The 24948-nt window shown below is 74.2% G+C and carries 14 protein-coding genes; 8 read left to right on the top strand and 6 right to left on the bottom strand.

The genetic code is table 11. From position 1 onward, the window contains the following. Window positions 1–98: 98 nt before the first annotated feature. Window positions 99–8420 (bottom strand): type I polyketide synthase, encoded by an 8322-nt coding sequence (locus ACFWEE_RS12720; protein WP_386888685.1) that lies wholly within the window; start codon window positions 8418–8420, stop codon window positions 99–101. Window positions 8421–8864: 444 nt separating this feature from the next. Here ACFWEE_RS12720 and ccrA point away from each other — a divergent pair, with 444 nt between their 5' ends. The 3 genes from ccrA to ACFWEE_RS12705 all read left to right on the top strand — a co-directional run bounded on the left by ccrA (window position 8865) and on the right by ACFWEE_RS12705 (window position 13431). After that, window positions 8865–10226 carry a crotonyl-CoA carboxylase/reductase gene (gene ccrA / locus ACFWEE_RS12715; protein WP_386888608.1) on the top strand — a complete coding sequence of 454 codons (1362 nt, stop codon included), beginning with the start codon at window positions 8865–8867 and terminating at the stop codon, window positions 10224–10226. Window positions 10227–10483: 257 nt separating this feature from the next. Continuing rightward, a complete protein-coding gene (locus ACFWEE_RS12710; RefSeq protein WP_386888607.1) occupies window positions 10484–12397 on the top strand; it encodes a fatty acyl-AMP ligase in 1914 nt (637 codons plus the stop codon). Then, complete coding sequence (locus ACFWEE_RS12705; protein ID WP_386888606.1) at window positions 12397–13431, top strand: beta-ketoacyl-ACP synthase III; 1035 nt, start codon at window positions 12397–12399, stop codon at window positions 13429–13431. Before ACFWEE_RS12710 ends, ACFWEE_RS12705 begins: the two co-directional genes overlap by 1 nt. 100 nt (window positions 13432–13531) lie before the next feature. Here ACFWEE_RS12705 and ACFWEE_RS12700 read toward each other — a convergent pair whose 3' ends face one another. Beyond that, window positions 13532–14377: an SDR family NAD(P)-dependent oxidoreductase gene (locus ACFWEE_RS12700; RefSeq protein ID WP_386888605.1), complete on the bottom strand. Its 846-nt coding sequence runs from the start codon at window positions 14375–14377 to the stop codon at window positions 13532–13534. Window positions 14378–14683: 306 nt separating this feature from the next. Next, window positions 14684–15508 (bottom strand): hypothetical protein, encoded by an 825-nt coding sequence (locus ACFWEE_RS12695; protein ID WP_386888604.1) that lies wholly within the window; start codon window positions 15506–15508, stop codon window positions 14684–14686. A gap of 226 nt (window positions 15509–15734) precedes the next feature. Between ACFWEE_RS12695 and ACFWEE_RS12690 the strand changes: the two genes are divergently transcribed. Further along, window positions 15735–16601, top strand: coding sequence for a maleylpyruvate isomerase family mycothiol-dependent enzyme (locus ACFWEE_RS12690; RefSeq protein WP_386888603.1), 867 nt, complete (start codon window positions 15735–15737; stop codon window positions 16599–16601). Between the two features lie 67 nt (window positions 16602–16668). Here the strand turns inward: ACFWEE_RS12690 and ACFWEE_RS12685 are convergent, their stop codons facing one another. The 3 genes from ACFWEE_RS12685 to ACFWEE_RS12675 all read right to left on the bottom strand — a co-directional run bounded on the left by ACFWEE_RS12685 (window position 16669) and on the right by ACFWEE_RS12675 (window position 19990). Beyond that, window positions 16669–17682, bottom strand: coding sequence for a HEAT repeat domain-containing protein (locus tag ACFWEE_RS12685; RefSeq protein ID WP_386888684.1), 1014 nt, complete (start codon window positions 17680–17682; stop codon window positions 16669–16671). Beyond that, window positions 17669–18358, bottom strand: a complete 690-nt coding sequence (locus ACFWEE_RS12680) for a HEAT repeat domain-containing protein (protein ID WP_386888602.1) — start codon at window positions 18356–18358, stop codon at window positions 17669–17671. Before ACFWEE_RS12680 ends, ACFWEE_RS12685 begins: the two co-directional genes overlap by 14 nt. A 231-nt stretch (window positions 18359–18589) precedes the next feature. After that, window positions 18590–19990 carry an FAD-binding oxidoreductase gene (locus ACFWEE_RS12675; protein WP_386888601.1) on the bottom strand — a complete coding sequence of 467 codons (1401 nt, stop codon included), beginning with the start codon at window positions 19988–19990 and terminating at the stop codon, window positions 18590–18592. A 118-nt stretch (window positions 19991–20108) separates the two neighbouring features. Between ACFWEE_RS12675 and ACFWEE_RS12670 the strand changes: the two genes are divergently transcribed. From ACFWEE_RS12670 to ACFWEE_RS12655, 4 genes are all read left to right on the top strand, one after another. Then, entirely contained in the window at window positions 20109–21050 is a 942-nt protein-coding gene (locus tag ACFWEE_RS12670) for a LysR family transcriptional regulator (protein ID WP_386888600.1), read from the top strand. A gap of 140 nt (window positions 21051–21190) precedes the next feature. Then, on the top strand, window positions 21191–22861 hold the full coding sequence (locus ACFWEE_RS12665) for a cellulase family glycosylhydrolase (protein WP_386888599.1): 1671 nt from the start codon (window positions 21191–21193) through the stop codon (window positions 22859–22861). Between the two features lie 189 nt (window positions 22862–23050). Further along, window positions 23051–23146 carry a putative leader peptide gene (locus ACFWEE_RS12660; protein ID WP_386888598.1) on the top strand — a complete coding sequence of 32 codons (96 nt, stop codon included), beginning with the start codon at window positions 23051–23053 and terminating at the stop codon, window positions 23144–23146. Between the two features lie 352 nt (window positions 23147–23498). Next, entirely contained in the window at window positions 23499–24941 is a 1443-nt protein-coding gene (locus tag ACFWEE_RS12655; RefSeq protein ID WP_386888597.1) for a hypothetical protein, read from the top strand. The last annotated feature ends 7 nt before the right edge of the window (window positions 24942–24948 follow it).

Here is a 24948-nt window from a genome sequence, read left to right as displayed (position 1 = left end):
GCGGATCAGGCAGGGGGCCGAGCGCCCGGGTCCGGGCGGTCGGTGGGGCGGGAGGCCGGGCCATCGGGTTCCCGCGAGGGCCGTCGGCCGGTCACGCGTTACGAGATGCCGAGTTCCTTGCCGATGAAATCCATCAGTTCGTCGTCGGTGGCGGACGAGAGACCGGCGGCCACGTCCTGGTCGCCGCCCTCGGCCGGGCGGGGCTTTCGGCGGTCGTCCGCCGCCAGCGCGGCCAGCCGGGTCGCCGCTCCCTCGCGTTCGGGTCCGCCCGGTGGCAGGGCGGCGATAATGGCCTCCAACCGGTCGAGCTGGGCGGTCAGTTCGTGCGCCGCGTCCTCCCCCGCCCGGTCCTTCGGGACGAGCCGTTCGTACAGCAGCCCGGCGAGCGCGTACGGGGTGGGGTGGTCGAACACCGCGGTGGTCGGCAGGTTCAGCCCGGTGCGCTGATTGAGGCGGTTGCGCAGTTCCACCGTGGTGAGGGAGTCGAAGCCCTGCTCCTTGAACCCGCGGTGCGTCTCGACCGAGTTGGCCGGCCGTCCGCCCTGGACCTCGCCGACCTGGGTCGTCACGAAGCGGAGCAGCAGCCTGCGACGCTCCTGTTCGCTCCCGGCCCCGGCCAACTCCGCCAGGATCGAGCCCTTTTCGGGCTCCTCGGGCGGAGCGGTCCCGGTGTCGGGCGATCCGGTCGTCAGCTCCGCCAGGAGCGGGTGGGAGCGGGCGGCGGCGAGGATCCGCCAGTCGGCACGGCAGACCACCAGGTGGGTCTCGTCCCGGTCCAGGGCCTGTTCCAGTACGGAGAGGGCGAGCCCGGGCTCCATGGGCAGCAGCCCGCCGCGCGCGTTGCGGTGGGCGCCCTCGTCGCCCGCGATGCCGTCGCCCGCCCACTGGCCCCAGGAGATCGAGGTGGCGGGGAGCCCGGCGGCGCGGCGGGTATGGGCGAGGGCGTCGAGGTAGGCGTTGCCCGGGGCGTAGTTGCCCTGGCCGGGGGTGCCCGCGATCCCGGTGACGGAGGAGAAGAGCACGAAGGCCGTGAGGGGGCGGTCGCGGGTGAGTTCGTCCAGGTGGTGCGCGCCGAGCACCTTGACCCGCAGCACCCGGTCGGCCTGCTCGGGGGTGAGGGCGTCGAGCAGGGCGTCGTCGAGGACGGCGGCGGTGTGCACCACGGCCGTGAGCGGCTGCTCGGCGGGCACCGCGGCCAGTACCCCGGCGAGCGCGTCGCGGTCGGCGACGTCGCAGGCCGCGAAGGTCACCTCGGCGCCCAGTTCGGCGAGTTCGGCGCGCAGGGCGTCCGCGCCGGGCGCGTCGCCGCCTCTCCTGCTGACCAGCAGCAGATGGCCGGCGCCCTTGCGGGCCAGCCAGGCGGCGGTGTGCCGGGCGAGCGCCCCGGTGCCTCCGGTGACGAGGACCGTGCCGCCGGAGGTCCAGCCGCCCGTACGGCCCGCCGGGGCCGGTTCCAGCGGTGCGGGGACGAGGCGGCGGGCGAGCAGCCCCTCGGGCCGCACGGCGAGTTCGGCCTCCCGGTGGTCTCCGGCGAGGGCGGTGAGGACCCGGCGGGCGGCGCGGGCGTCCACGCGCTCGGGCAGGTCGACGACACCGCCCCACCGGGGGCTCTCCACGGCGGCGATCCCCGCGAGCCCCCAGACGAGCGCGCCGGTCGGGCCGCCCGCCCGGTCGCCCGTGCCGGTGGTCACCGCTCCCCGGGTCAGGGCCCAGAGCGGCGCCCCGGTCACGGCGCCGCTCTCCAGGGCCTGGAGGAGCGTGGTGGTGGCGGCCAGGCCGTACGGAAGGGCCGGCAGCCGCGGGTCCGTGTCGTGGTCGAGCGAGAGCAGGGAGAGCACTCCGGTCACCGGCTGGGCCGGGGCGCGGTCGGCCGCTTCCGCGAGCAGGGCGGCGAGGGTGTCGCGGTCCGCCCGCGCGTCCGCCACCCGTACCAGGTCGACGCGCGCACCGCTGCCGGTGAGGGCCCTCTCCAGCAGCGGCGCCCACGCGTCGTACGGGCGGTCGCCGCCGGTGGGCCGGGCCGGTACGAGGAGCAGCCAGCGGGCGGGTCCGGCCGGGGCCGTCGGCCGGTCCGCCACCGGCTGCCAGCGCACCCGGTACCGCAGGCTGTCGGCTTCGGCGGCCCGTCCGCGCTCGCTCCGCCAGTGGGCGAGCCGGGGCAGGACGGCACCGAGCGCCTCGCGGTGTCCCGGTTCGAGGAGGCCGAGCGTGTCGGCGAGGGCGTCGAGGTCCTGGCGTTCCACGGGCTCCCAGAACCGGTCGTCCCCGGCGGGCACGGCAAAAGGGGCGCGGAGGCGGGGTGCGTCGGCCCAGTGGCGGCTGCGCTGGAACGGGTAGGTGGGCAGCTCCACCCTGCTCGGCCCGGCAAGGCCGAGGAGGGCGCTCCAGTCGACCGCGGTGCCCCGGGCGTGCGCGGTGCCGAGCGCGGTCAGCAGGGACTTTGGCTCGGGGCGTCCCCGGCGCAGCAGGGAGGCGAGGGCGGGCGGCGGTGTGCCCTCGGGACGGCCGCCGATCAGGGCCTCCTGGGTCAGCGCCGTGAGGACGGCGTCGGGGCCCAGCTCCAGGAAGGTGGTGACCCCGTCGTGCTCCAGGCGGCGGGCGACGTCGAGGAAGCGCACCGCGCCCCGGGCGTGCGCCGCCCAGTATCCGGGCGTGAGCGGGCGTTCAGGGGTGAAGTGTTCGCCGTCGAGCGCACTCAACAGCGGTATGCGCGGCGGGAGATGGGTGAGTCCTTCCGCGACCTCGCCGAGTCCGCCGGTCATCGGGTCCATGAGCGGGGAATGGAAGGCGTGGCTGGTGCGCAGTCGGCTGGTGCGGCGCCCACGGGCGCGGAAGCGTTCGGCGATCGCGAGGACCGCCGCCTCCTCGCCCGACATCACGGTGGCGGACGGGCCGTTGACGGCCGCGATGCCCACGGCACCTTGACGCCCTTCGTGCTCTTCGCCGTCCCTCGTGCCGAGTTCGGCCAGCACCTCGGCCTCGTCCGCCTCCACGGCGACCATGGCCCCGCCCTCGGGGAGCGCCTGCATCAGGCGGGCGCGGGCGGCGACGAGCGCGGCGGCGTCTTCGAGGGCGAGGACCCCGGCGACGTGGGCGGCGGCCAACTCGCCGACGGAGTGCCCGGCCACCACGTCGGGGCGTACGCCCCAGGACTCCAGCAGCCGGAAGAGCGCCACCTCCAGGGCGAACAGCGCGGGCTGGGTGTACAGGGTGCGGTCCAGTTCGCCGCCGGTGCCGGCGGGCGTCCCGTCGGCGTCCGGGCCTCCGAAGACGACATCGCGCAGCGGGACCGACGCGTACCCGGCCAAGTGGGCGTCGAGCGCCGCGCAGTTGGCGTCGAAGGAGGCGGCGAAGACGGGGTGGGCCGCGTACAGCTCCCGTCCCATGCCGACCCGCTGACTGCCCTGTCCGGTGAAGAGGAAGGCGGTGCGGCCGGGGGCCGCGGCGTGGCCGCGTACGGCGCTCTCGGCCGTCTCCCCCCGGCCGAGGGCGCGTACGGCGTCGAGCAACGCGGCAAGATCCCCGCCCACCAGCACCGCGCGGTGGTCGAAGGACGGCTTCCTGGACAGCGCGTACGCGACCTCGGTGGGGTCGGCCGGCGCGGATCCGCCCTCCGCCGCGGAGTCCTCGTCCCACCGTGCGGCCAGTCGGGCGGCCTGGTCCCGGAGTGCCTGCGGGGTGCGGGCGGACAGGACCCAGGGGACGGGGCGGCCGGGAGCGGTGGGGGTGCGGGCGGGCTCCGGCGGGGCGGCGGGCGCCTCTTCGAGGATGAGGTGGGCGTTGGTACCGCTGATGCCGAACGCGGAGACGGCGGCGCGGCGCGGGCGGTCGACGGCGGGCCACGGGGTTTCGCGGGTGAGGAGTTCGACGGATCCCCGGCTCCAGTCGACGTGCGGAGTGGGGCGGTCGACGTGCAGCGTCCCGGGCAGCAGACCGTGACCGAGGGCCTGGGTCATCTTGATGACCGCCGCGACGCCCGCCGCCGCCTGGGTGTGACCGATGTTGGACTTCAGGGAGCCGAGGAGCAGCGGCCGGTCCTCGGGGCGGTTCTGTCCGTAGGTGTGGATCAGCGCCTGGGCCTCGACGGGGTCGCCGAGGGTGGTGCCGGTGCCGTGGGCCTCCACCGCGTCGACGTCGGCGGCGGCCAGCCCCGCCGACGCGAGTGCCTGTTGGACGACCCGCTGCTGGGAGGGGCCGTTCGGGGCGGTCAGTCCGTTGCTGGCGCCGTCCGAGTTGACCGCGCTCCCCCGGATCAGGGCGAGCACCCGGTGCCCGTGCCGACGGGCGTCGGAGAGGCGTTCCAGCAGGACCAGCCCCACCCCCTCCGACCAGGCGGTGCCGTCGGCCGCCGCCGCGAAGGGCTTGCAGAGCCCGTCCGGGGCCAGGCCGCGCTGTCGGCTGAACTCGGTGAACATGCCCGGTGTGGCCATCACGCTGACGCCGCCCGCCAGCGCGAGGTCGCACTCGCCGGACCGCAGGGCGCGGGCCGCGAGGTGGAGCGCGACCAGGGACGAGGAGCAGGCGGTGTCCACCGTGAGCGCGGGCCCCTCCAGGCCGAGGGCGTAGGCGATCCGGCCGGAGGCGACGCTGACGGCAGCGCCCGTCAGGCGGTAGCCCGCCCCGTCGCCGGTGGTCTCGTGCAGCCGGGGACCGTACTCCTGCTGGGTCGCCCCCACGAAGACCCCGGTACTGCTGCCGCGCAGGGTGGCGGGGTCCACTCCGGCGCGTTCCAGCAGTTCCCAGGAGGTCTCCAGCAGCAGCCGCTGCTGGGGGTCCGTCGCTTCGGCCTCGCGGGGCGACAGGCCGAAGAAGTCGGCGTCGAACCGGTCGGCGTCGTGCAGGAATCCGCCCCGTCCGACGTACGATCCGCCGGACCGGTCGGGGTCCGGGTGGTAGAGGTCCTCGGGCCAGCCCCGGTTGACGGGGAAGCCGCTGGTCGCGTCGGTGCCCGAGATCAGCAGGTCCCAGAGCTGTTCGGGGGTGTCGGCGCCGCCGGGCCAGCGGCCGGCGGTGGAGACGATCGCCACCGGGTCGTCCTCCGCGCCGGTGGACGCGCCGGTGTACGGGTCAGCGGGCACGTCGGTGTGCGGGTCCGTGGACGTCTCCGGGTGCGCGCCGCCCCGGAAGGTCTCACGGCGCTGTCGTACGGCTTCCGCGCCTTCCGGGGGCGCGTCCCGGTGGGACTCGGCCTCCAGGTGCCGGGCGAGCGCGAGGGGCGTGGGGTGGTCGAAAGTCAGCGTGGGCGTCAGCCGGAGCCCGCTCGCCCGGGAGAGCCGGTCGGCGAACTCCACGGCGCCCAGGGAGTCCAGGCCGAGGGCCTTGAAGGTACGTTCCGTGTCGAGCCCGTCCGTGGAGGTGGCGCCCAGCACCTCCGTGGCGGCGGTGGTCACGAGCCGCAGGAAGTCCGGGCGGGCGGCGGGGTCCGGCGTCTCTTCGCGGTGCGGGAGCTCCCGGCCGGGCGCCGCCTCAGCGTCCCGACCGGGGCTCCGCGTGGCGGCATCCGAGCGGGCCGGGAGCGCCGCTCCCGCGTCGGCGGCCTCGGCGCGGGCCGGGAGCGTCCCTTCCGCGTCCCGACCGGTGTCCGGCGTGGCGGCCTCGGCGCGGGGTGTGGTGGCGAACCGGAACGGCCGGCGCTGGAAGGCGTACGTGGGCAGGGCGGCGCGCTCCCGGCGACTGCCGCCGTCGAAGAAGCCCGCCCAGTCGGCGTCCGTGCCGGTCGTGTGGAGTCCGGCGACTCCGGTGAGCAGGGAGAGCCGTTCGGGCGTCCTGGGGCGCAGCAGCGGCACCGCGGTCGCGGTGGTGTCGCCGTCCGCCGCCAGGACGGAGCGGGTCAGCGCGGTGAGGACGTTGCCGGGGCCCAGCTCGACGTAGCCCGTGGTCCCCCGGGCCGCCAGCGTGCGCACGGCGTCGCGGAACCGGACCGGGCGCCGGATGTGCTCGGCCCAGTAGTCCGGGGAGGTCAGCTGGTCGGGTCGGGCGGGTCGTCCGGTGGTGTCGGAGATGACGGTGAGGGTCGGCGGCCGGAGGGTGAGGCCGGCGGCGATCCGCCGGAACTCTTCGACGGCGCTGTCCATGTGCGGGGAGTGGAAGGCGTGGCTCACCGTGAGCGCGCGGGTGCGGCGGCCCAGGGCGGCGAACCGTGCGGCGGCCTCCTCGGCCGCGTCGGCGTCTCCCGAAAGCACCACGGCCCGTGGTCCGTTGACGGCGGCAAGGGCCAGACGACCGGCGTAGTCGGCGAGTACGGGGGCCGCTTCCTCCTCCGTCGCCTCCACCGCGACCATCGCCCCGCCCGCGCGGGCCTCGCCCATGAGGCGTCCGCGCGCCGCGACGAGGGTGGCCGCGTCGGCGAGCGTCAGCACCCCCGCCACGTACGCGGCGGTGAGGCCTCCGACGGAGTGGCCGAGGACGAAGTCAGGGGGCGGAAGGTGTCGTTCGAGTGCCTTGTGGAGAGCGGCGCCGAGGGCGAAGAGCGCGGCCTGGGTGTACTCGGTGCGGTCGAGCAGAGCCGCTTCCGGAGTGCCGGATGCGGCGAACAGGATTGCGTGCAGGGGGCGTTCGAGGTGGGTGTCGAGAGCGGCGCACACCTCGTCGAGTGCGCGGGCGAAGGCGGGCGTGGTGCGGTGGAGTTCGAGGCCGGTGCCGGGGCGCTGGCTTCCCTGGCCGGGGAAGAGGAACGCGACGGGTCCGGCCGCCGCGGCGGCGCGGCCGGTCACCGCGTCGGGCGTGTGGTCGCCCGCCGCGACGGCGTCCAGGGCGGCCAGCAGGCTCGCGCGGTCGGCGCCGAGGGCCACCGCCCGGTGGTCGAACAGGGCGCGGGTGGTGGCGAGGGCGTGCCCGATGCCGTCGGGGGTCGCGTCCGGGTCGGCCCGCACATGTGCGGCGAGGCGTCCGGCCTGGGCGCGCAGGGCGGCCGGATCGGCGGCGGAGAGGGTCCAGGGCAGGACGGTCTTTGTGCCGGTGGCGGCGTCGGCGGCGGGTCCGGGGCGGGGTGCCGGGCGGACGGGCCGGGGCGGTTCGGCCAGCAGGACGTGGCAGTTGGTCCCGCCCATGCCGAAGGCGCTCACCCCGGCGATCAGCCGCCGGTCCGGCCGGGGCCACGGGCCGAGGTCGCGCTGGACCCGCAGGCCGAGCGCGTCGAGCGGGATGCGCGGGTTGGGTGTGTCGTGGTTGAGGGTCGCCGGGATGCGCCGGTTCTTCAGACTCAGCACGGTCTTGAGGAAGCCGGCGATCCCGGCGGCGCCCTCCAGGTGGCCGATGCCGGTCTTCACCGACCCCACCACGAGCGGTGCGTCCGCGGCGCGACCGGCGCCGTAGGCTGCGCCCAGCGCGGCGGCCTCCACCGGGTCCCCCACCGGGGTTCCGGTGCCGTGCAGTTCGACGTACTGGATCTCGTGCGGGTCGATGCCCGCCTCCCGGGCCGCCAGGTGCAGCACCTCGCGCTGGGCGTCGGCGCTCGGCACGGTGAGGGCTTCGGTCGCGCCGTCGTTGTTGACGGCGCTGGCGAGGATCACGCCGTGGACGCGGTCGCCGTCCGCGAGGGCCGCGTCCAGCGGCTTGAGGAGGACGAGCCCGCCGCCCTCGCCCCGTACGTATCCGTTGGCGCGGGCGTCGAAGGTGAACGAGCGCCCGTCCGGGGAGAGTCCGCCGAAGCGGGCGGCGGCGGTGGTGCTGTCGGGCGCCAGATTGAGGTTGACCCCGCCGGCCAGCGCGAGCTCGCAGTCGCCGTCCCGGACCGCCCGGTGGGCGAGGTGGAGGGAGACGAGGGCGGACGACTGGGCGGAGTCGACGGTCAGGCTGGGACCGCGCAGGCCGAGGTGGTAGGAGATCCGGTTGGCGAGCAGGCCCCGGTTGAGGCCGGTCAGGGTGTGCCGGGTGACGGGTTCGGCGTCCTCGCGGTGGCGCAGCAGCGCGTAGTCGTACGCCATCGCCCCGAGGTAGACGCCGACCGGCGTTCCGGCGAGGGAAGCGGGGACGATTCCGGCCTCTTCCAGCGCCTCCCAGGCGAGTTCGAGGACCAGCCGCTGCTGCGGGTCCATCTCGGCGGCCTCGCGCGGGGAGATCCCGAAGAACGCGTGGTCGAAGTGGTCGACCTCGTCCAGGAAACCGCCGGGCAGGTCCTCGTCGCGGGGCACCGGGGCTTCCCGGCTCCGGTCCCCGGCCCGGCCCGCACCCCGGTCCCCGGCCCGGCCCGCACCGCCGCCCGGTCCTCCGCCCGGCCCGTCGCTCCGGCGCCGCCCCGCGACGGGAGCCGGGCGGCGGTGCTCGGGCACCGGGCGGATCGCGTCGGCGCCCTTGCTCAGCAGGTCCCAGAAGGCGTCGGGACCGGGTGCTCCGGGCAGCCGGCACGCCAGTCCGACCACGGCGACGGCCCGGCCACCGTGGCCGGAGCCGGCCGCGCGGTTGGCACCTTGACTGGTCATCGTCATCGCCGAGCCCTTCTCGTACGTCGCACGGAGCGTTTCCGGCGGTAGGGGTCCGCTCTCCGCTTCCGGGGAATTCAGCACCGGGCGGACGGGGATCAAAAGCCGAGTTCCCCGCACCTGCTTCATTTCTTCCGGGGCCGGAACATTTCGATTCCACCCGTTTCCGAGTGGCCTGTTCCGGAGCCCGGCCGACCCCTCGGCACCACCTCCCACATCCTGACCTCCGGGGCGTGCCGCGCCTACCCCTAGCCTCCCCCTATGACCCCCATCACTCCGCCCCGACCTGGGATTTCACCCTCACACCCCTGGTTCGGCCCCTGCCTCGAAGTCACCCCCTAGCGGCACGGGGAATAGGGGTTCCGTTCCGGAAAAGGACCGCCGTAGCGTCGACGGGAAACAATGCGGCAGCCCCGCGCAGCATCAATTCGAGAGGGATCAGAAATGGATTCTCTGACCGAGGCCGTTCTCCGTGGAGCCTCACCGGACGAGCTGGAACGCGCCCCCGTGCCCACCGAATTCACCGCCGCCCACATCCGGCAGGAGGACGTCGGCATCTTCGACGGCGTGGCCGACAAGGACGTGCGCCGTTCGCTGAAGGTGGACCGGGTACCGATGCCCGAACTCGCCCCGGACGAGGTGCTGGTGGCGGTCATGGCCAGCTCCATCAACTACAACACCGTCTGGTCGGCGACCTTCCAGCCCGTCTCCACGTTCAACGCGCTCAAGCGGTACGCCCGCACCGGCGGTTACAACGCCCGCCACGACCAGCCCTTCCAGGTCGTCGGCTCCGACGCGGCCGGAGTGATCGTGCGCACCGGCGCCGGGGTCCGGCGCTGGAAGGTGGGCGACCACGTGGCCGTCAACGCGGCGGTGGTGGACGAGCAGGACCCGGTGACGCACTCCGACGGCATGCTCGGCGCCGACCAGAAGGCCTGGGGGTACGAGACCAACTTCGGTGGCCTCGCGCACTACACGGTCGTGCGGGCCAGCCAGTTGCTGCCCAAGCCGGCCCATCTGACCTGGGAGGAGGCCGCCTGCGTGCCGCTCTGCGGCGGGACCGCCTACCGCATGCTGGTCAGCGACCGGGGCGCCCGCATCAAGCAGGGCGACATCGTGCTGATCTGGGGCGCGACCGGTGGTCTCGGCGCGTTCGCCGTCCAACTGGTCAAGAACGGCGGTGGCATCCCCGTCGGAGTCGTCAACTCCGAAGCCAAGGCGAAGCAGTTGCAGAAGCTCGGCTGCGACGTGGTGATCAACCGCGAGGAGATCGGCATCGGTGGCGAGCCGGCGGCCGGAGCCGGGACGGTGGAGCTGGCCAAGCGGCTCGGCCGGGCCATCCGGGCGGAGCTCGGCGAGGACCCGCACGTGGTGTTCGACCACGTCGGCCGGGCCACCTTCGGCATCTCGGTCATCGTCGCGCGGCGCGGCGGCACGGTCGTCACCTGCGGTTCGAGCACCGGCTACGACCACAGCTTCGACAACCGGTACTTCTGGATGAACCTCAAGCGCATCGTGGGCAGTCACGGGATGAACCTCCACGAGGCGGCGGAGATGATGCGACTGCTCAAGCTCGGCAGCGTCTCACCGGTCCTCTCCGAGGTCTACCCGCTGGCGGAGGTCGGCGAGGCGGCACGCCTGGTGCAGACGAACAGCCACACCGGCAAGGTCGGCGTCCTCGCCCTCGCCCCCGAGGCCGGTCTCGGCGTGACCGACCCCCAACTGCGCGCCCGGATCGGCGAGGAGCGGCTCGGCCCGCTGCGCACCGGCCTTCTCCCGCAGCCCGCGCCCGCGCTCGCACGATGAGCGTGCCGCGCGGAGCACGTACGCGCACGGTGAGCACGCCACGCGGAGCCCGCGCTCGCACGCGCACGGTGAGCGCGCCTCCCGCAGCCCGCACACGCGCGACGAGAGTGCCGCGCGGAGCACGTACCGCACCGCCCGCCACTGTCATGCGTGCTCAGCGCCGAGCACGCGCCGCACCGCCCGGCACCGCCATGCGTGCTGCCCCGAGCCGAACGCACCGGCGCACGACGCCGCAGCGACGAGAGGCCTGACACCCCATGACCGCCACCGCTTCCACCGCCACCGCCCCCGCCCGGCGTCGCTCCGCCGCACCGGACACCACGACGGGTGAACTTCCGAGCCTCCCCGAGGTGCTGCGCCTGCGCGCCCGGACCCGGCCCGACGACCTCGCCTACGTCTTCCTCCGCAACGGCGAGACGCCCGACCAGACACTGACGTACCGTCAACTCGACGTGGCCGCGCGCTCCCGGGCCGCGAAGCTCGACGCGGCCGGACTGCGCGGCAGTGCCGTCGTGCTGCTCTACCCGTCCGGCCTGGAGTTCGTCTCCACGCTTCTCGCCTGCATGTACGCGGGTGTCGCGGGCGCCCCCGTCCAGGTGCCGACCCGGCAGCGCGGCCTGGAGCGGCTGCGGCGCATCGCGGACGACGCGGGCACGACCACCGTACTCACCACGGCTGCGGTCAGGAGTGATCTGGAGCAACGCTTCGGAGGTACCGAGGAGTTGGCAGGACTCACCCTCGTTGCCACTGACGCTACCGACGCCTCCGACTCCGCCGGACCGTCCGCCGGTACGCCGGACGGGCCGGCGGCGGACGGGCCGGCGGCGGACGGGCCGGAGACCGTGGAGTGGTCCGGACCGCCGGCCGGTCCGGACGACACTGCTCTGCTCCAGTACACGTCCGGATCGACCGGTGACCCCAAGGGCGTCCGCGTCACCCACGCCAACTTCCGCAGCAACGTCGCCGAGACGGACCAGCTGTGGCCCTGCCGTGCGGACAGCGCCGTCGTCAACTGGCTGCCGCTCTTCCACGACATGGGAATGCTGTTCGGGATCGTCCTGCCGCTGTGGGCGGGGATTCCGGCCTATCTGATGGCCCCCGAGGCGTTCATCCGGCGGCCGTCGCGCTGGCCGGAGGCGATCTCCCGGTTCCGGGGCAGCCACACCGCCGCGCCGAGCTTCGCGTACGAACTCTGTGTACGGGACGCCGCGGAGAACGGCCTGTCCGCAGGGCTCGACCTGTCCTCGCTCCGGGTGGCCGCCAACGGGGCCGAGCCCGTGCGATGGGACACGGTGCGCGCCTTCACCGAGGCGTTCGCCCCGGCCGGTTTCCGGTCGAGCGCCATGTGCCCCGGTTACGGCCTGGCGGAGAACACCCTGAAGGCCACCGGCAGCCGGGAGGACCGGGAGCCCACGCTCCTCGTCCTGTCGGCACAGGCACTGCGCGAGGGGCGCGCCCAGCTGGTCACCGGGGCGACGGCGGTCGAGGCCTCCGGCGCGGACGCGTCGGCCTCCTCCGCCCGCACGGTGTACGCGGTCGGCAGCGGCACCGCGGTCGGCGCCACCTCGGTCCGGATCGCGGATCCGGAGCGGTTGACCGGCCTGCCGGACGGATCGGTCGGCGAGATCTTGGTCAACGGCCCCTGTGTGGCCGATGGTTACCACGGGCGGCCCGAGGAGAGTCTGCGCACCTTCGGGGCGCGGCTGGTGGGCGAGGAGGAGCTGGGCAGCTGGCTGCGCACCGGCGACCTCGGCTTCTTCCACGACGGCGAGCTCTTCGTGACCGGCCGGCTGAAGGACGTGATCATCCGCAAGGGACGCAATTACTACCCGCAGGACATCGAGGTGTCGGCGGAGAGCGCCGATCCGGCGCTCCAGCCGAACTGCGCGGCGGCGTTCTCCGTCGACGACGGTGCGGCGGAGCGGCTGGTGCTGGTGGTCGAGGCGGACGGCCGGGCTCAGCGCGACGGAGGGGCCGAGGGCCTGCACGCCCGCGTCCGGGCCGCGGTGCTCGACCGGCAGCGGCTGGAGGCGGACGAGATCCTGCTGGTCCGACGCGGGTCGCTGCCGAAGACGTCGAGCGGGAAGGTGCAGCGCCGCGAGACCCGGCGCCGTTATCTGGACGGCGAGTTCGGGGCGCGTACGATCCCGTCGTCCGTCCCGGAGGCGTGATGGGCACCGAGGCGCCGCGGGCGGTGACCACCGCCGGAAGGCTGCGTGCGGCGGCAGCCGTCCCGGGCTCCCGTGTCCTCGGGGTCGGCGCCCACCGGCCCGCCCGGGTGGTGGGAAACGCCGAGGTGGCGGGGCCGATCGATTCGAGCGACGAATGGATCCGGCGCAGGTCGGGCATCGCCGCCCGGCGGTTCGCCGCTGCGGACGAGACGGTCGTCGGCATGGCGGCAGCCGCCTCCGTGAAGGCGCTGGCCCAGGCGGGCATCGCGCCGTCGAGCGTCGACACGGTCCTGCTGGCCTCGATGTCGCACCGGGAGCAGTCACCCCCGGCCGCTCCCCGGATCGCCCACCTCATGGGCGCGGAATCGGCGGGCGCCATGGACGTGGGGGCGGCGTGCGCCGGGTTCTGCCACGCGCTCGCGGCGGCCGACGCGCTGATCAGGTCCGGCAGCAGCAGATACGTCGTGGTGGTCGGCTCGGAGCGGATGTCCGACATCGTCGACCCGACGGACCGCGGCACGGCCTTCCTCTTCGGGGACGGTGCCGGCGCGGTCGTCGTGGGCCCGGCCGCCGAGCCCGGGATCGGGCCGGTGGTCTGGGGTTCCGAGGGTGGCCGCCAAGAGGCCATCGCGCACTCCTCGCCGTGGCCGGCGGTCGGTACGGAGCCGACTGCCTTTCCGCCCACGCTGCGGATGGACGGTCCCGCCGTCTTCCGGTGGGCGGTCGCGACCGTACCGAGGACGGCGCAGGCCGCGCTCGACGCGGCCGGTCTCACCGCGCACGACCTGGCCGCCTTCGTACCGCACCAGGCGAACCTTCGGATCATCGACGGGGCGGCCTCGGCGCTGCGGCTGCCGCCCCATGTGGTGGTCGCCCGGGACATCGTGCACGCGGGCAACACCTCCGCGGCGTCCATTCCGCTCGCCATGGAGGAGCTGCTCGCCCGGGGCGCGGTGCCCCGGGGCGGCCTGGCGCTGCTGGTGGGCTTCGGCGCCGGACTGGCGCACGCGGCCCAGGTGGTGGCGCTTCCCTGAAGGCCCCTGGGGGGGAGGGAAGCGCCTGGGGGTGAGCGAGGGGGCAGGTGCCCCAGGGGTGACCGAGGGCGGTCGAGTGACCCCGGGGTGACCGAGGCGGTCAGGTGAGCCAGGGGGTGGTGAACGCCTGGACGGCGGAGCCGTCCGCATCGGCCAGCTTGATCCCGGCGAGGTCCCGGGCGAGGCCGGAGGTCTGTACCCGGAACGCGGGCCGCTCGGCGGTGAGTACGTCCACCACGGAGGCCGCCGCTTCGGCCGAGCTCTGCGCCTGGTCGAAGAGGCCCTCCGTGGTCGCGGCGTACGCCTTGAAGGCGGCCTCGTACGGGCCTGCCGCCTCGATGAGACCGGGCACGGAAGGGCCGAGGGAGGCGACGAACTCACTGGCCACCGGGCCCGGTTCGACCACGGACACCTGGACGCCGGTGCCGGCGGCGACCGGCGCGAGCGACTCCAGGAAGCCTTCGACGGCGAACTTCGCGGCGCAGTATGCCTCGTTGAAGGGCTGGCCGATCACTCCCCCGAGGCTGCTGACGGCGATGACCCTGCCGCCGCTCGCGCGCAGATGCGGGAGCGCCGCGAGCGTCACCGTCACGACCCCGAAGAAGTTGGTCTCCATGACGGAGCGGAACGGCTCGACGCCGATCTGTTCGACGGTGCCGAGCTGCCCCACCCCGGCGTTGTTGATCACGGCGTCGAGCCGGCCGTACGCGGCGACCGCCCCGGCGACCGCCTCCGCGACGGAGGCCGGATCCGTCACGTCGAGGCGTGCGATCCGGACCCGTTCGGTGACGCCGGCCTCCTCGACGGCGGCGCGCAGGGCATCGGCCCTGCCGGTGTCGCGGAGGGTCGCGACGACGTTCCAGCCGGCCGTGGCCGCGGCGACCGCGGTGGCCAGGCCGATGCCGGAGGACGTGCCGGTGATGAGGACGGTACGGCGGTCGGTCATGGGGGCCTCCTGCGAAGTGCGCGTTCGCGCACGCCGGTTCGTGGGCGCGCCGACGCACGGCGGGTGGGACGGCTCCGCCCCGCGACGGCACGTCGGGTCCGGTGCGGGGCGGGGCGTCTCCTGGGATGCGGTCCACCGTGTCACCGCCGGGAAGAGGGGCCAACCCCTATCTTCCGGCCCCCTACGGTCAGCCCTGGTTTCGGTCCCTGAGCCGTGTCCCCGCGGCCTGCCGCTCCGGCCGGGGACCGGTCCACCCCGGCGCTCCTCCGGCCGGGGCCCGTCCACCCCGGCGGCTCCTCCCTCTCGTCAGTGGTTCCCGTCGTCGTGCGGCGGCGCGCCTTCCGCTTTCGGAAGAGGCGCGTGGCCGCCGTCGGCTCGGATCTTCGCGACGAGCCTCCCGAGTTCGGCCAGGGTGTCGTCGCCGAGCAGCGAGGGGTTCGCCTCCAGCATCAACGCGACCTGCTCCCCGATGCGCTGGGGCGTGAGTTCGTCCGTCGCCTCCAGTACCACCGGACCGTCCTCGCCCTCGTCCACGACCCGGGCGTTGCGCAGCAGCCGTAGCTGTCCATCGCTGTAGATCCTGGCCGTCACGGCCGCGGCGAAGCGTTTCCTCGCCTCGGCACCGGTCATGGTCGTCCGCCGGTCGTCCGAAACGGCGACGGCCTCCCCGAGGTCCTCGGCGGTCCCGGCCCGGTCGTCACCCGTGCGGCTTCGCGCCACTTTCCGCCACTTCGCCTTCGCGGACGGGAGCGCCTGGCTGTGCCACTTCGCTTTCACCGCCGGAAGCGCTTGTTCCTGCCACCACTTCCTGACGTGCGGCGCGGCCTTCTCCGCCAGCGAGAGGCCGATCTGGACGACCACCTCGGCGACGAACTCCGCGATCTCCTGGCGCTCCCGCGCTCGGGCCTGCGACTCCCGCTCGTCGGAGTGGAGCCAGTCCTGGGGGTACGCCGCCACCGGATCCGGCTCGCTCGCCTCCTTCAGGAAGATCTCGGCCTGGCCGACCTGATGGGTGTCGGGGTCGCGTGTCATGCCGCGATGAGCGCCCTCGGTCTTCCTCGACCGCGAGAGCCGTGTGCCCTTCGGGACTCTGACGATGGCCTCGTAGTCGTCGTACTCGCTGCTGTCCATGCCCCACCTTCGACCTGCGGGACGCCCTGCGTCCGCCGCCCGCCCCCCGGGAGCGATGCCCCCGACACTGTACGTCCGGCCGCCGACCGTCAGGCGATTCGGCGGAAGGACTTGTCCCTTGTCCCCGGGTCTGGTTGGGTACCGCGCACCCCACGCGACGGACGCGGCGGGCGGGACGGAAGCGGGCGGCGTGCGACCTTCGGTGCGGCAGGACGGGAGCGGGCCCTTGCCGACGGCGCTCCGAGAGGCGATACGGGAGACCGCGGCCGACATCGCCGCGCTGCTGCGCGGCGCGCCCGGCACCACCGCCTCCGTACCCGGGTCGGAGTGGACGGTCGGCGAGGCGGCGGCCCATCTGGCGCTGGCCAACGAGCTGATGGCGGACCTGGCGGCCGGTCGCGAACGCCCGTACGGGGACGGCACGCCGCAGAGCCTGGCCCCGGCCAACGCGCGGTCCCTCGCCGCCTTCGGGGAACGCGGGGCGGAGCCGCTGGCGGCGATGATCACGAAGCATGCCGAGGCGTTCCTGGCCGCCGTGGACAGGGCGGCGGAGTCTGTCCCGGCCGATGGGGACGACAAGGGCGACGCTGCCGGCGGAGGCGAGGCGGACCAGCGGGGCGACGAAGACGACGGCCCGACACTGATCACTCCGCTGGGCCCCATGAACCGGGCCGTGCTCGGGTCCTATCTGCTGACGCACATGCTGGGCCACGGTTACGATCTCGCCCGCGCGCTGCGCCGCCCGCACATGGTCGACGCCGCCCGGGTGGGGCTGTGCATGCCGTTCATGCTCGCCGTCATGCCCCGTGTCGCCGACCCGGCCGCGACCGCCCGCTTCTCGGCCCGGTACTCCGTACGGCTGCGCGGTGGTGGGCCGGCGTTCGGCGTCGCGCTGGCCGACGGCGCGGTGACCGTCACGGCGGGGCCGGCGGAACGGGCCGACTGCACCATCCTCATCGACCCCGTCGCCTTCCTGCTCATCGCGCTGGGGCGGCGTGATCCGTGGCGGGCCATGGCCCTGGGCCAGGTGTTCGCCCGGGGGCGCAAGCCGTGGCTCGGCCCCCGGTTCCCGGCCCTGTTCACCGCCCCGTGAACCGGCCCGGCGGGCCGGGACAGGTCGCGGGGAGCGGACGGCCGGTGCCGCGGAACGGACCACCGCGTCAGCGCGCCTCCCGCACCTCGCGGAGGTGGATCAGGTAGCGGGCGGTCAGCGAGACGGCGCGGTCCTCGTCGTGCGAGAGCTCCACGAGGGCGTGCGACGCCGACGGCCCGGGGATGCCCGACAGCGCCTGGGTCAGCCGTCCGCGTGCGGGTGCGCCGGTGGTGTCACGGGCGAGGCGGTCGACGAGCCCGGTCGCGATCCGCTCGGCGGTCGCGGTGTCGCTCGCCAGCTCGCTCAACGCGTCGGCCGCGTCGGTGTCGTTGCCGCCCTCCACGATCAGGTCGAGGAGCCTCGGGATCGCGGCTGCCTCTCCGCGTGTCCCCAGCGCGAGCGCCGCGTACCGGCGCACCGCCGTGTCGGGGTGGGCGAGGGCCTCCCGCAGGTGGGCGGTCGCCTCGGCGCCGGGCATCTCGGCGAGGGACCGCACGGCACGCTCCCGCACCGCCGCCGAGGGTGAGCCGAGGCCCTTCGCCAGCAGGGCCGTGCCGCCCCCGCCCGACTGGGCGAGCGCCCAGCGCAGGGCTCCGGCGACGTTCGGGTCCGTCTCGCCCAGGACCGCCTCGACCAGGGCCTCCACCGGCACGGGAGCCCGGTCGGCCGAGGAGAGCGCGGCGCGCTGGCGGGCGTCGGCGCTCGGTGACCCCAGCGCCTGGAGGAGGGCGACGACCTGGAGGACACCCTCCCAGTCGGCGGGGTCCGCGGCATCGATCCGGCGCAGCCGGGTGAGCAGTTCGGTCTCGGCCGCGATGCGCTCGCCCGTCCGGCGGACGAGGTCGTCCACGAGCGCCGAGGGCGTGAACCCGGGGTCGTCGAGCGCGCGCCCGATCTCCCGCAGCGACAGCCCCAGCGACCTCAGGCTCTCGATGTGGAAGATCCGCCGGATGTCCTCGGCGGAGTACTCCCGGTAGCCGGAGCCGGTACGGCCCGACGGCCGGACCAGGCCGAGCGATTCGTAATGCCGGAGCATGCGGGAACTGACCCCGGACCTTTTCGACACCTCACCGATCAGCACGGTCCTCATCGTCCGTCCCGGGGGCGCCGTCGAGGGCCACGACGCGCTTGGCCTCCTCGATCGCGGGCCCGAATCCGGCGTCCGGGTCGCGCGACAGAGCAGTGGTGGCGAGCGCGTGGGCGCGCACGCGCGGGTCGGCTGCGGCCTCGGCGGCGCGCAGAGCGGGCACGGCCGCGTCGCCCAGTGCGACCAGCGCCTGGCTGAGACTGAGCCGGGTCCGTCGCTCACCGCGTCCGAGCTGGGTCACCAGCACCGCGGCCAGGGAGGGCTGTTCGCCTTCCGGGACGAGTACGGCCGCGGCCCGCCAGGCGCTTCGCGCCACCTCGTCGTCGGGGTCCGCAAGCAGGGCCGGGGTGATCTCCGGCCACGCCCGCCGGTCCCCGAGCTTGGAGAGCGTGTGCAGCGCCTGGCTGCGCGCCTGTGCCCGGTCGGAGCGGACTTCGCGGAGCAGCCCGGGGAGCGTCAGGTCCACCGGGTGGCGGACGAGGGCCCAGGTCAGCATGTCGCGAACGAAGAACTCGGGTTCGACCGCGCAGCGCTCGACGAGCTTGCCGACGAAGCACGGGTCGGGCGCCGTGCCGACCGCGAGAGCGGCCCGCAGGCGTACGGTCGGGCTGCTGTCCTCCAGCGCCCGGAGCGCGCGTGCCGCGTTGGTGGCCGGTGGTGTCGTGGTCATGGGGACCACCTCCTCGGACAGCAGTGAAGACCTTGTCATCGTGTCAAGGTCAAGCCGCTCCGGACGCCCGGCGCCGAGTCGCCCGGTGGTGCCCGGTCTCCCGGCGGGAGACGGCCGGGAGACGGCCAGGAACGGCCGGGGGCGTCCGGGGGCCGGCCGCGGGGAGGCCAGGGGACGGCCGGGGGCCGGCGTACGCGGCTCGTCGCGCGGCCTCCGCCGCCCCCCTCGCGCTCAGACCGCCTTTCCCGGGTTCAGGATTCCGTGCGGGTCGAAGGCGGCCTTCACGCGCCGTTGCAGCGCGTGGTTCCCGGCTCCCAGCTCCTCGGCGATCCACTGGCGTTTGAGGGTGCCGACGCCGTGCTCGCCGGTGAGGGTGCCGCCGAGCCGCAGCGCGAGGGCGAAGATGTCGCCCGCCGCCTCCCAGGCGGCCTCGGGCAGTTCGGACAGGGCCGCGTCGACCACGACGACGGGGTGCAGGTTGCCGTCGGCCGCGTGGGCCAGGGTGAAGACGGGCACCCCGCGCCGGGCGGAGATCTCCGCGATGCCCCGTACCGCCTCGGCGAGCCGGGAGCGGGGGACGGCGATGTCCTCGATCAGCGGACGTCCGAGGCGTTCGAGGGAGGGCAGGGCGAGTCGCCGGGCCGCCAGCAGGGCGTCGGCCCCGGCGTCGTCGTCGGCGACGGTGAGCGTGGCGGCGCGCTTCTCCAGGACGGCGACGACCCGCTCGGCCTCCGCCCGCGCTCCCGCACCGTCGCACTGGACGATGAGCAGCGCCGCGCCCCGTACGCGCAGCGAGGTGCCTTCGGCCTCGTCGATCGCGCCGAGCACCGGGCCGTCCAGGAGTTCGGCCGTCGCGGGCTCGATTCCGGCCGCGGTGATCGCGGTCGCCGCGTCGGCGGCGTCGGCGAAGGTGTCGAACCAGGCCGCCAGGGTGGCGGTGGCGACGGGTACCGGACGGAGCCGCACGGTGGCTCCGGTGATGACGGCGAGTGTGCCCTCGGACCCGGTCAGCAACGCCGTCAGGTCGTATCCGGCGACCCCCTTCACCGTGCGCCGGCCGGTCCGCAGGACGGTTCCGTCGGCGAGTACGGCTTCCAGGCCCAGCACACTGTCCCGGGTGACCCCGTACTTGGCGCAGCGCAGTCCGCCTGCGTTGGTGGCGATGTTCCCGCCGATCGTGGAGAGGGCGGCGCTCGCCGGGTCGGGGGCGTAGCGCAGTCCGTGGGCGGCGGCGGCCCGGTCGAGGTCGGCGGTGACGACGCCCGGTTCCACGACGGCGAGCTGGTCGTCCGGGGCGAGTTCGACGATGCGGTTCATCCGGGACAGGTCGAGTACCAGGCTTCCCTCGCCGGCCGTCGCCCCTCCGGAGAGCCCGGTACCCGCTCCGCGTGGCACGACGGGGACCCGCAGGGCGTTCGCGTGGCGCAGCACGGTGGACACCTCGTCGGTGCGCAGGGCGTGCACGACGGCGAGCGGTTCGCCCGCTGAGGGGGCGCCCGAGCGGTCCGTGGCGTACGGGGCTGTGCGCACGGGGTCGGTGGTGAGCCGGTCGGGGTGCAGGTCCCGGGCGAGCAGGCCGAGTAACCGGGCTCCCGCCGAGGCCTGTTCGAGGGACTGGGTGGCCGTGTTCACGGTCCGGCCGTGGTGTGCGACATGCGGCCAGGATGGCGGAGCCCGCCACGTACGTTCAACAAGGAAGAACGATCACAAGTGATCGTGAATGCTTATTGATTGATGCTAGCGTGCCCGCATGGGACCAGTGTTCGACATTGTCGCGTTGCGTAGTCTCGTCGCTGTCGCGGACCGGGGCGGATTCCACCGGGCCGCGGAGGCGCTGACCCTCAGTCAGTCGGCAGTGAGTCAGCATGTCCGCCGCCTGGAGCGGGCGTTGGGCAGGCCGGTGGTCGAACGCGCGGGCCGGGCAACCCGGTTCACCGACGCCGGGAATCTCCTCCTCGAAGAGGCGCGCCGGATACTCGGCGTGCACGACGAGGCCGCACGCAGGCTCCTCGGCTCCGAGCCCGCCACCATCGTGATCGGCTCCACCGAGCACGGAGCCGACCAGATCCTCCCCAGAATCACCGAGGCGGTCCACGGAACGCTCCCGCACTGCCGAGTCCGGTTCCGCATCGATCGCTCCGCGCGCCTGGTGGAGGCCGTCGACCGCAGGTCGGTGGACCTGGCGGTGTACGTGACCGAGGCGGCCTCCACCGAGGGCATGCAGGTCGGCGGCATGCCTTTGACCTGGTACGCGGCGCCGGGCTGGTCACCGCCACCGGCCCCGGCACCGCTCCCCCTGGTGGCGGTCGCGGCACCGTGCGCGATCCGCCGCCGGGCGCTCGACGTGCTGTCCTCGCACTCCATCGCCGCCTCGGTGGTCTGCGACGCCGGCTACCTGGCGGGGGTGCTGGAGGCCGCGCGCGCCGGGCTCGGGGTGGCCCTGCTGGCGACGGCGGGCCGGGCCCCGGAGGGCCTGGTCGCGTACGCGGGCCTCCCGCAGGCACCCGCGATCCGGATGAGCGCGCACGCCCGGCCGGGCGCGGACCCCGCGATGGTCATGCACGCGGTGGAGGCCGTCCGTTCGCTGCTGGTCGGGCTGGAACAGCCCGGGGTGGACGCACCGCACGGGCCGTACCCGCCCCCGGAGACGATCGTCGCCGGCTCGGCAGCGCCGGTCGCACCGGCCCGGTGAGCCGGATCGCCCCTCGATCGTTCCGGCTCTGCGCGATGTCTTGACGTGACCCCGACAGAATGGCTTCATGGGAGCGCTCCCATTTGTGGGAGCGCTCCCATATCGCCCCATGCTCGACGCGTCCACCCTCTGGAGCCGCAGTGAGAACAGCGAGAAGCACGGCACGAACCCACCCCACCACCCTCCTCGGGCGAGCGCTGACCGCTCTCCTCGGGATCATCCTCGTCGGCGCCCTGGCCCCGGCGACGGCCCTGGCGCAGACCCGGTCGGCGGAGGCCGCCACCGGACTCCACATCAGCAACGGGCGCCTCCTGGAAGGCAACGGCAACGACTTCGTGATGCGCGGGGTCAACCACGCGCACACCTGGTACCCGGGCGAGACCCAGTCGTTGGCCGACATCAAGGCGACGGGCGCCAACACGGTCCGCGTCGTGCTCTCCGACGGATACCGGTGGACGAAGAACAGCCCCACCGAGGTCGCCGGGATCGTCGCCCAGTGCAAGGCCAACCGGCTCATCTGCGTACTGGAGGTGCACGACACCACCGGTTACGGCGAGGACTCCGCGGCAGGCACCCTCGACCACGCGGCCGACTACTGGATCAGCCTGAAGGACGTGCTGGCCGGTGAAGAGAGCTACATCATCGTCAACATCGGCAACGAGCCCTGGGGCAACACCAACCCCGCCGGGTGGACCGCGCCCACCATCAGCGCCGTCCAGAAGCTGAGGAACGCCGGCTTCCAGCACACGATCATGGTGGACGCCCCCAACTGGGGCCAGGACTGGCAGGGCGTCATGCGCGCCAACGCCCAGTCGGTGTACGACGCCGACACCACCGGCAACCTGATCTTCTCGATCCACATGTACAGCGTCTACAACACCGCGCAGGCCGTCACCGACTACCTTCACGCCTTCGTGGACGCCGGACTGCCCATCCTCATCGGCGAGTTCGGAGGACCGGCGGACCAGTACGGCGACCCGGACGAGGACACCATGATGGCCACCGCCGAGCAGCTGAAGCTCGGCTACCTGGCCTGGTCGTGGAGCGGCAACACGGACCCGATCCTGGACCTGGTCATCGACTTCGACCCGACCCGGCTCAGCTCCTGGGGCGAGCGCATCTTCCACGGCGTCAACGGCATCGCGCAGACCTCGAAGGAGGCGACCGTCTTCGGCGGGGCGACGGCCGACACCCAGGCCCCGACCGCTCCCGGCACCCCGGCCGCCTCGGCGGTGACCGCCACCTCCGCGACCCTCAACTGGGCCGCCTCGACGGACAACGTCGGCGTGAAGAGCTATGACGTCGTGCGCGTCAGCGGCGCCACCGAGACGGTGGTCGCCTCCTCCACCACGACCGGCGTGACCGTCAACTCCCTCACGTCCGGCACCGCTTACTCCTTCGCGGTGTACGCGCGCGACGCGGCCGGAAACCGTTCGGCCCGCTCGGCCGCGGTGAGCCTGACCACCACCACCGGCGGCGGCACATCCGGGGCCGCCTGCTCCGTCGCGTACCGCGTGGTCGGCGACTGGCAGAGCGGGTTCCAGGGCGAGATCACCGTCCGCAACACCGGCACCGCCGCCATCAACGCCTGGAAGCTCGGCTTCTCCTTCGCCAACGGCCAGACCGTCAGCAGCATGTGGGGCGGAACGGCCACCCAGAGCGGAAGCGCGGTGAGCGTGACCCCGGCCTCGTACACCTCCGCCATCGCCGCGGGCACCTCGGTGACCCTCGGCTTCCTCGGCACCCGGGGCGCCACGAACACCGCCCCGACCGCCTTCGACCTCAGCGGCACCGCCTGCACCGTCGCCTGACCGGTCGGGCCCGACCGGCCGGAGCGGTCCGACTCCTCCGGCCGCCGCGGACCGACCGCTCGTGAACCGATGCCCGGCAGGGGCTCCCGCCCTCTGCCGGGCATCGGCGTGACGCGGGAGCATCCCCGCGGGTCCACCATGTGGACCGCCCATTGCCCCCGACGGCACGGGCTGCCAAGGTCCATGACCATGACAACCCTCGGGGAACTCGGGTACACGCCCGCCCTGCTCGTGGCCCGCCGCCACGTGGACCAGTGCAGGCAGTCCAGCGCACTCTGTCGCTGAGCCCACCGGTCCGGTCGCGACGGGGACTTCCGCCGTCCCGCGGCGCTCGCTTCGCCCCCGGGTTCATTCCCCGGCGGCCCGCCGCGCGACGGCCTCCGCCCGTCGGCCTCCTGGCAGTGACGACCACCGCCCCGCCCTGTCGCGCCCGACTCCGCGGGCGGCCCGGCTCCGCCCTCCTCACCGCCTGAACGCCGGTCACTGAGCGCCGGACACTGAGCACCGGTCACCCACGGATGCCAGCTGCCCCCAGCCGTCCTCCGCCAAAGCCGGCCGCCTTTCGCCGTCCGCTTCCTCTTCTCCGTCCTCTTCTCCCTCTCCGCCCCCTCCTCCCCCTCTCCCGAATGGAATCCCCGTGCCTCGTCCGTCCCTGTTCCCCCGTGCCGCGGTGCTGGGCGCCGCCGCCCTCTTCACCCTGACGGCCGCGTTCCCCGCCCAGGCCGCGACGGCGTTCGGCCCGTTGCCGCCGCACAACCCGTACAGCGGACCCCAGGGCACCGCGACCATGCACGGCGACACCGGCTCGTCCGACGCCACTCCGCTCCCGGGGCCGGGTGCCGGGTCGCTGACCTCGAAGCGGGTCGCCCTCCAGTCCGCCTGCCCCACGATCCTGGTCGGGTCGGACGGGTACCCGGTCGCCCTGTGCACGCCGATCTTCGGCCAGGTGCCCACCGTGCATCTGCTCGACCCCGCGTCCGGGGAGTCGCTGACCACCCTCACCATCGCCAAGGGCTCGCTGCTGGGCGGGGTGTACGCGTACCTCGACGACCAGGACCGGCTCGTCGCGGTCGACGGGAACCGCACGCTGCTGCGCATCGGCCACCGCCGCAACGCCTCGGGCAACTGGGAGCTGTACGTGGCGAGTTCGCTCTCGCTGGCCGGTGCCGTCCCGGAGGGCGACGCCGTCACCGGGGTCTCGCCGGACTGGCAGGGCCGGGTCTGGTTCGCCACCGGCGGCGGTGTGGTCGGTACCGCGGACGACCGCACCGGCACCGTACGCTCGCTGGCCCTGCCGGCCGGGGAGCGTGTCGACAACTCGATCTCGACGGCGCCGGAGGGCACGGCCGTCGCCACCAGCCACGCCACCTACCTGCTGAACGCCGCCGCGGACGGCACGCCCACCGTCACCTGGCGTCAGCCCTACGACCGCGGACCCGCCCGCAAGCCCGGCCAGCTGAGCTGGGGCACCGGTTCGACCCCGACGTTCTTCGGCCCGAACACCGGCACCGGCTACGTCACCATCGTGGACAACGCCTCCCCCACCGAGAACCTCCTCGTGTACCGGACCGACACCGGCGCCCGGGTCTGCTCGGTCCCGGTGCTCAAGTCCGGCAGCGGCAGTGAGAACTCCCCCGTCGCGGTGGGCAATGCGGTCTTCGTCGCCAGCACCTACGGCTACCCCTATCCCGCCCTCCCCGAGAACGCCGGCACCAGCGTCCCCTCCTCCGCCGACTTCACGGGCGGCTTCAGCCGGGTCGACGTACGCGCGGACGGTTCCGGCTGCGACCTGAAGTGGGACACCAACATCCGCTCCTCGGCCGTGCCCCGGCTCTCCACGGCCGACGGTCTGCTCCACACCATCGTCCGCAGCCCGCTCATCCCGGGCACCAACAGCACCTCCATCCTCGACAACTTCGCCTACGCGGAGATCGACCCGGAGACCGGCAAGACGGTCCGCACCAAGTCCGTCGGCACCGGTTCGCTCTTCGACTCCCTCCAGATGGTGGGCTCCATCGCCCCGGGCGGTGTGGTGTACCAGGGGACCGTCACCGGGGTGGTGCGCATCACCAACGGCTGACCGGGCA

The sequence above is a fragment of the Streptomyces sp. NPDC060184 genome, assembly GCF_042728795.1.
In the GTDB taxonomy this organism is placed as follows: Bacteria; Actinomycetota; Actinomycetes; order Streptomycetales; family Streptomycetaceae; genus Streptomyces.
This window is presented reverse-complemented; position numbering and strand designations above follow the sequence as displayed.